We start from the raw sequence: 7270 nt of genomic DNA on the forward strand, positions 1-7270 counted from the left end.
CTCCGCCCGCCCACGCAGAAGCGGCACGCCCCAGATCTCTCCGGTGCGTGCCGCTTGGCTGCGAGCTAACTGCAGAAGTGCTTAGTCGACGAGGTCGTGACGAACGATGATTTCGTCGCGGCCGGGGCCAACGCCGATGGCTGACATGCGGGCGCCGCTCATTGCTTCAATGGCGAGCACGTAGTCTTGCGCGTTCTTGGGCAGGTCTTCGAAGGTGCGTGCGCCGGTGATGTCTTCGTCCCAGCCGGGGAACTCTTCGTAGATCGGCACCGAGTGGTGGAAGTCGGACTGTGAGACAGGCATCTCGTCGAAGCGCACACCGTCAACGTCATACGCGACACAGACGGGGATCGTCTTGAGGCCGGTGAGCACGTCGAGCTTGGTGAGCACGAAGTCGGTGACGCCGTTGACGCGCGCTGTGTAGCGGGCGATGGGGGCGTCGTACCAACCACAGCGACGCGGGCGCCCGGTGGTGGTTCCGAACTCGAAACCGTTGGCGCGCAAGAACTCGCCCGACTCGTCGTGCAGTTCGGTCGGGAACGGGCCGGCACCAACGCGAGTTGTATAGGCCTTGACGATTCCGATGATGCGCTCGAGGCGGTTGGGGGCAACACCCGAACCGGTAGCCGCGCCACCCGAGGTGGAGTTGGAGGACGTGACGAACGGGTACGTGCCGTGGTCAACATCCAGCATCGTGGCCTGGCCGCCCTCGAAGAGCACAATCTCGCCATCGTCGAGTGCCTTGTTCAGCAGCAGACCGGTGTCGGCGACCATGGGGCGCAGACGGTCGGCATAGCTGAGCAGCTCGGTGACGATCTCTTCAACCTCGATCGCGCGACGGTTGTAGACCTTCACGAGCAGGTGGTTCTTCTGGTCGAGAGCGCCCTCAACCTTTTGGCGAAGAATGTTCTCGTCAAAAAGGTCTTGAACTCGGATGCCGACGCGGTTGATCTTGTCGGCATACGCCGGACCAATTCCGCGACCGGTTGTGCCGATCTGACGCTTGCCGAGGAAGCGTTCCGTCACCTTGTCGAGGGTGCGGTGGTAGTTGGTGATGATGTGCGCGTTGGCACTCACCAGCAGCTTGGAGACGTCGACTCCGCGGGCGATGAGAGCGTCGAGCTCTTCGAAAAGCACCTCGGGGTCGATGACGACACCGTTGGAGATGATCGGGGTGACACCTTCGGTGAGGATGCCAGATGGCAGAAGGTGGAGCGCGTACTTTTCGTCGCCGATAACGACCGTGTGTCCGGCGTTGTTTCCGCCGTTGAATTTGACGACATAGTCGATGCGGCTACCGAGGAGGTCGGTTGCTTTACCCTTGCCCTCGTCGCCCCATTGGGCGCCGATAATGACGATTGCTGGCATGGTGGATCCCTTCGAAGAAGTGGGGGGATTACACCTCAGTCTACCCGAGAGCAGTCTTTTGCTTGTCGTAGCGATTTCTTGCGTGGCGGCGTTGCTGGGGACTCCGTGAGAATCGTGAGCCATCGTCGCCAGCGTCAGTGGTTCGTGTCAGCATGAATCATGTTCCGGATGCCACTGCAACACGTTTCCCCCGCCGAATCGCCCCGCGCCCTGTGCGCGATCGTTCCCCCGTTTTTGTTGTCGCGAATCGCGACGCTCGACGACCCCCGCTTTGAGCGAGCAGCTCATGCCGCGCAGCGATCCCTCATCGACATCGGGCATGACCACCTCGATCATGGGCGCCACGAACACACACTTCCGCCGCGGTCACTTCGCCCCGACGAGCCAGCAGAGCGCGGCATTGTGAGCCGCGCCATTTCGGACGCCCAGACCGGGGAGACTCTGCCCGGCATCCTCGTGCGCTCAGAAGGAGACCCCGAGACAGATGACGCTTCGGTGACGGAGGCCTATGACGGCCTTGGCTACACGTTCGCGTTGTTCTGGGAAGTGTTTGAGCGTGACTCGATCGACGATCGTTCGTCGCCGCTCGAAGCGACCGTGCACTTCGGCTCGCTCTACGACAATGCCTTTTGGGATGGCAGCCGCATGGTCTTCGGCGATGGTGACGGTGAAATTTTCACCGGCTTCACTCGCTCGCTCAGCGTCATCGGCCACGAGCTTGCGCACGGAGTCACCGAATTCACCGCGGGCCTTGTTTACCGCGGCCAGAGCGGCGCCCTCAACGAGCACGTCTCCGACGTGTTTGGGGCACTCGTCGAGCAGCACGCCTGGCGCCAGACCGCGGCCGAAGCATCGTGGTTAGTCGGCGAAGGCATCTTCACCGATGAGGTCGAGGGCAATGCTCTGCGGTCTCTCAAAGCGCCCGGCACCGCCTACGACGACGATGTGCTCGGCAAAGACCCTCAACCCGCCCACTGGGATGACTTCATCGTCACGCGAGACGACAACGGCGGTGTGCACCTCAACTCGGGAATCCCCAACCGCGCCTTCTGGAGCACCGCCGACACTCTTGGCGGCTTCGCGTGGGAGCGCGCCGGGCAGATTTGGTACGACACCCTCACCAACGGTTCGCTCACACCCCGCAGCGAGTTCTCCGAATTCGCTGCCGCCACCATCGCCGCTGCCGCCACGCGCTTCGGTGACGGCTCGGACGAACAGCGCGCGGTCGAAGCCGGCTGGGCCTTAGTCGGAGTGATTCCCGCCGAAGCGTGACGCCGTGACCTAGAACCTCGCTCGCAGACGCTGCGTTGATTCGCACCTTGTTCGTCGTACCCTGTTCGTCGTACCCTGTTCGCCTGCACCCTGTTCGCCCGCACGGCGACGGGATAGCATGCACGTGTGAAGGTACAGGTGTGGCGCAGCGGTGGGCTTCTCGGTCGCCGCATCGAATGGGATGTCGTCGTCGATGAGCAGCCCGACCCCGAGCGGTGGTACGTGCTGATTGCAGAATTGCCGTGGCACGAGCATCCGGTCGAAAACACGATGCCCGACCGCTACATCTACGAAATTCACTGTGAACCGCACGAAGCGGTCATCCCCGAGCAGCAGCTCGTTGGCCCGTGGCGTGAACTCGTTGATCGCGTGCGCGAGGCTTCACAGCCCTCACGCCCTGCACCCGAGCCGCAGCCCGCACCTTCGCCTCAACCCAAGCCCGAGCCCGAGCCCGAAATCGAATGCGACTAGGTCTCCGCAGCGCACCAACTAGTAGCCGTATACACACGCCGTAATAGTGCTCGACTGGGTGCCTTTGATGGCGGTGGCGCGGCCGGAAGTGATCGCGTAGGAATCCGCGGGTGGGTAGTAGGTCGTCGGCACCGTCGTGTATTGATAACCAGAAGAGGGTGACGGCGACCAACCCACGTAATTCACCGTCTTGCCTGCACTCAGGATGCGGTTCTTCGCTGCGGCGAGGTTCACTGTTGCCTCCCACCCAAAGTAGAAGGGGTTGGCTTGCAGGTCGGTCACCTTGCCCGTAGCGGTGACGGCGACACAGGCCTGCGTGTCTGTCCAGGTAGCGTGCGTCTGCGTCACCGAGTAGTAGCTGCTGGCGCCCGGAGCAGCAATGGGCACACTGCTCACACAGATCGTGATGATCAGCTGCTGAGTATCGGTGAGGAGTCGGTTGTTATAGGACTCATTCCAGTTCGAACCGCCTGAGCCGGCACCCGTAATCACAAGAGTGGTTGGACTAGCAGAGCTGGTCGAGAATGACGCCTGCGTCGAACCCCGCGAGTAGATTCCGCCGGATCCCGTGCGGCCGTTGAACGGTGGCAAGGTCATGTCGGCATGCAGTTCCCACGCGCGCGCAGTGGCATCCGTTCCGCGCACGGTCACGTCGACGCAGAAGCTGGAACTTGTCGCGGAGGCTGGGATATCCCAGGCGGTCGAGTCGAGCGAGGTTGAGGTGTTTCCCGCAACGATCACGATAGAGCTCGGGGTGGGGGTGGAGCTGCCCCATGTGCCGGTCGACGCTTCAGCGACAAACACAGCGGGGTCAGTCCAGGCCGCCACCGTCGTGTTCGGCGTGGCAGTGGTCGCGCCAGCAAAGAGTGCCACGGTCGCTGCTAGCGCAACGATTGTCACAAGAATGCGTTTCATCAGCCTGTTCATTCCTCCGTCACAGCGGCAGCGCCGGAGAGCGCCAACTGCTCGTCAGCTTCGCCGCTCTCGTCGAGCTTGCGAGGGTTCGACGGGAGCACCGTCAAGAGAATCGACGCAACAATCGCGACGAAGAGCGGGATGCCAATCATCGGCGAGCCAAGCGCAGTCAGCACGGAGCCTGCTCGGGGGATAGTGAGCATCGGATGCAGCACAGTGTCACCGAGCGCATACTCGTAGGTTTCAGCATCCGGAGCATCATTGTCGTCACCCTGCATTTCCAGGTACACAGCGTCACCATCGGTCGCGACATCAATAATGCGGTGCGTGATGAGATTGCCAGTGATCGTGGAAGGCAGGCTAGCGATATCTCCCACGGCAAGATCTTCGACGGGAACGGGGAACGCGACGAGCAGGTCACCGGTTCGAATCGCCGGCTGCATCGACTCCGACACCACCACGAGCGGCTGAATCAGGCCGAACGCGTGAGCGATCCAGAGCACTCCGGTGAGCGCGCCAATGACGGCCATGACCCACAGCAGCCCATCACCGGCAGCCCGGATTACCTTCATCGCGCGCACTAGGGCACATCCGTAGAGCCGCTGAAGACAATCTCGACCGCGCCGGAGGAGAGGCCCTGATATGAAGTGGGCCAGCTCGTCGGCGTCGTGACGACAACGTTCAGCGGAAGGGTCGCGTTAGCAGCGAGAACTGTTGAGGTGAATGCGGCGGCACTCGTGCGAACCTCGATCGTGGCCGGCGCAGACCCACCGAAGATGCTGTTGCTGCTGACGGCAAGGGGGTTCAGCGAAACGTTAAGGGGCAGGTCCCCGCCGTTGCGCACACAGATAGCGACTGTGCGCTGTTGATTAGGCACGAGGGCAGAAAACTCTCCCGACGCGAGAGTGATGGCAACGGCACCCGCGCTGGTGTCTGCTTCGACGTAGGGCGATCCTTGAGCGGTCGGGCAGGTGCCGTTGACAGCCAGGGCTCCGTAGAGCTCGATGGATGCCGCTTTCGCGCTGGCAGAAAGGGTCGTCTGGGCAGTCCACGCGGCGCTCGTGGCGGCAGCACCAATACCGACCAGAGCCACGCTGGCCAGCACCAGTCGGATGATCGTTGAAGTCTTTCGAGATTTGCTCCCGGGCAGCACAGACATAATCTCCCCCCAGAGACTGCGAGCAACCACTCTTCCGATTTATGGTCGCACTGCGACGCTATCCCGCGCGCGGGAAAAACGATAATGCGTCAGCGTTTCAGGCGCGAACTGGGGGTGGCACGAACTCCCTCACGGAGCGCCTCCCCTCCTTCATCCATCGTCGAAATGTCTTAGCGCAGCGGGTCGAAGGCGGTGAGCAGCGGGTGCTTGTCGCCACCGGTGATGGACTCGGCGAGAATCCGCCCCGTCAAGGGACCGAGGGTGACGCCCCACATGCCGTGACCGCCAGCGACGTGAACGCGCGGCGAGCGCGTGCCGCCGACGAGCGGTAGGCCGTCGGGAGTGCAAGGGCGCGAGCCGACCCACTCTTCTTCGCGGGCATCCCAGTCGACGCCGTCGAACATCGGGCTGGCCGCGTTGACGATGGTTTGGATGCGGCGAGAATCGGCCGGCGCATCGACTGACCGGAACTCCATCATGCCTCCCACGCGCAGCCGATCCCCGAGGGGTGTGCAGGCAACGCGTTGGGCGGGCAGGTAGATCGGGTGCGTGGGAATCACGGGCGGCTTCACGCTGAAGCTGTACCCGCGGCCCGACTGCACGACTTGGCGCACGCCGAACTGGCGGGCGAGGTCGCCGAGCCACGTTCCGGTAGCAATAACGACTTCGTTGCTGAGCACCGCGTTCTGACCTTCGACATCAACGGCGACACCGGCAGCACCGAGGTCGCGGATGCCGGTCGCTTTCGCGCCTTCCACGATCGTGGCTCCGCGAGCGCGCACTGATGCCGCGAGCACCTCCATGAACGAGGGAGGGTTGATGAAGCGCTGGCCATCCACGCGCAGTCCATGAGTCACGAGCTTGGAGACGCTCGGCTCGAACTCGCGCAGCTCGTCGCCGGTGATCTTCTCAAAGCTCACGTGACCGCCGCCGGCCGCGACCTCATCGAATTCGTGGGTGATGACCTGGCGGTCGGATTCATTAGTGAAAGCAGCAAGGAAGGGGTCGGCGTGCTTGAGGGCTGCAGAGACTCCGCCGTCTTCCATTCGGTCGAAGGATTCGAGACTCCACTTGTTGATTTCGGCGAACGTGACCATATTGCGGCGCCACATCTTGGGCGTCGAGTGACGCGCAAAGCCAGCGAGGAAGCGCAGCAGCGTCGAGTTGGCGGCGACCGGAACGTACACGGGCGAGGTGGGGTCGATAACTGCCTTGATGCCGACCTTGAAGATCGACGGCTCCGGCAGCGGAAGCGTCAGTGCGGGAGCAACCCAGCCGGCGTTACCGAGCGAAGCACCAGCGGCGACACCCGTGCGGTCGAGCACGGTGACCTCCACGCCACGCTCCTGCAAGAACCAGGCCGTTGACAGCCCTACGATTCCGGCGCCAATAATGGTGACTTTCGCGGGCTGTGTCATAGTTCCCTACTTCGTGAAGCTGACGTGCTGGGTAATCCAGTTATGCATCGCTACGGCAGCCGCGGCTGACGCATTGATGGATCGGGTTGAACCGAACTGGCTGATCTCCACGACATCCGTGGCAGCGTCGATTGCTTCGGGAGAGAGCCCGGGGCCCTCTTGGCCGAACAGCAGCACGCAGCGCTTCGGGATGTCAAAAGTTTCGATGATGACGCTGCCGGGCACGTTATCGATCGCGATGATCGGCAGGTCGTTGGCTTCAGTCCACTCGACGAAGGCCGCGACATCCGGATGATGCAGCACGTGCTGGTAGCGGTCAGTGACCATGGCGCCGCGTTTGTTCCAGCGCCGCCGCCCAATGATGTGCACAGTGTCGGCGCCGAACGCGTTGGCGCTGCGCACGATGGAACCGATGTTCATGTCGTGCTGCCAGTTCTCGATGGCAACGTGGAATGGATGACGCGTCACGTCGAGATCGGCAACGATCGCTTCCATGTTCCAGTAGCGATACCGGTCAATGACGTTGCGGCTATCCCCGCGTTCGAGCAGCGCAGGATCGTAGTGGGCGTCAGTGGGCCATTCGCCCTGCCAGGGCCCCACGCCGTTGGTCGACAGCTCGACGCTGGGGTTCGGTTCAGTCACCATTCCACGATAGTCGTCAGCGGCC

Annotated in this window: 8 protein-coding genes; 2 read left to right on the top strand and 6 right to left on the bottom strand. The window is 62.7% G+C overall.

The window, feature by feature from the left end:
* Positions 1 to 81: 81 nt before the first annotated feature.
* Positions 82 to 1368 carry an adenylosuccinate synthase gene (locus tag ACWFSR_RS13430; RefSeq protein WP_197106697.1) on the bottom strand — a complete coding sequence of 429 codons (1287 nt, stop codon included), beginning with the start codon at positions 1366 to 1368 and terminating at the stop codon, positions 82 to 84.
* Positions 1369 to 1536: 168 nt separating this feature from the next.
* Here ACWFSR_RS13430 and ACWFSR_RS13435 point away from each other — a divergent pair, with 168 nt between their 5' ends.
* Together ACWFSR_RS13435 and ACWFSR_RS13440 are read left to right on the top strand one after the other, a co-directional pair.
* The gene (locus tag ACWFSR_RS13435) at positions 1537 to 2640 is read left to right on the top strand and encodes a M4 family metallopeptidase (protein ID WP_447522628.1); all 1104 of its coding nucleotides are present in this window, start codon (positions 1537 to 1539) and stop codon (positions 2638 to 2640) included.
* Between the two features lie 126 nt (positions 2641 to 2766).
* A complete protein-coding gene (locus ACWFSR_RS13440; protein ID WP_231599623.1) occupies positions 2767 to 3111 on the top strand; it encodes a protealysin inhibitor emfourin in 345 nt (114 codons plus the stop codon).
* An 18-nt stretch (positions 3112 to 3129) separates the two neighbouring features.
* On the opposite strand, the gene ACWFSR_RS13445 is transcribed toward ACWFSR_RS13440, so the two are convergent.
* The 5 genes from ACWFSR_RS13445 to ACWFSR_RS13465 form a co-directional block, all read right to left on the bottom strand.
* Positions 3130 to 4026, bottom strand: a complete 897-nt coding sequence (locus ACWFSR_RS13445; protein WP_447522629.1) for a hypothetical protein — start codon at positions 4024 to 4026, stop codon at positions 3130 to 3132.
* 8 nt (positions 4027 to 4034) lie between these two features.
* Positions 4035 to 4598 (bottom strand): signal peptidase I, encoded by a 564-nt coding sequence (locus tag ACWFSR_RS13450; RefSeq protein WP_447522630.1) that lies wholly within the window; start codon positions 4596 to 4598, stop codon positions 4035 to 4037.
* 8 nt (positions 4599 to 4606) lie between these two features.
* Complete coding sequence (locus tag ACWFSR_RS13455; RefSeq protein WP_447522631.1) at positions 4607 to 5185, bottom strand: hypothetical protein; 579 nt, start codon at positions 5183 to 5185, stop codon at positions 4607 to 4609.
* Positions 5186 to 5355: 170 nt separating this feature from the next.
* Positions 5356 to 6603, bottom strand: coding sequence for an NAD(P)/FAD-dependent oxidoreductase (locus ACWFSR_RS13460; RefSeq protein WP_197106702.1), 1248 nt, complete (start codon positions 6601 to 6603; stop codon positions 5356 to 5358).
* Between the two features lie 6 nt (positions 6604 to 6609).
* On the bottom strand, positions 6610 to 7248 hold the full coding sequence (locus ACWFSR_RS13465; RefSeq protein ID WP_447522632.1) for a TrmH family RNA methyltransferase: 639 nt from the start codon (positions 7246 to 7248) through the stop codon (positions 6610 to 6612).
* Positions 7249 to 7270: the final 22 nt, after the last annotated feature.

It is taken from the genome of Salinibacterium sp. NYA9b (assembly GCF_976973725.1).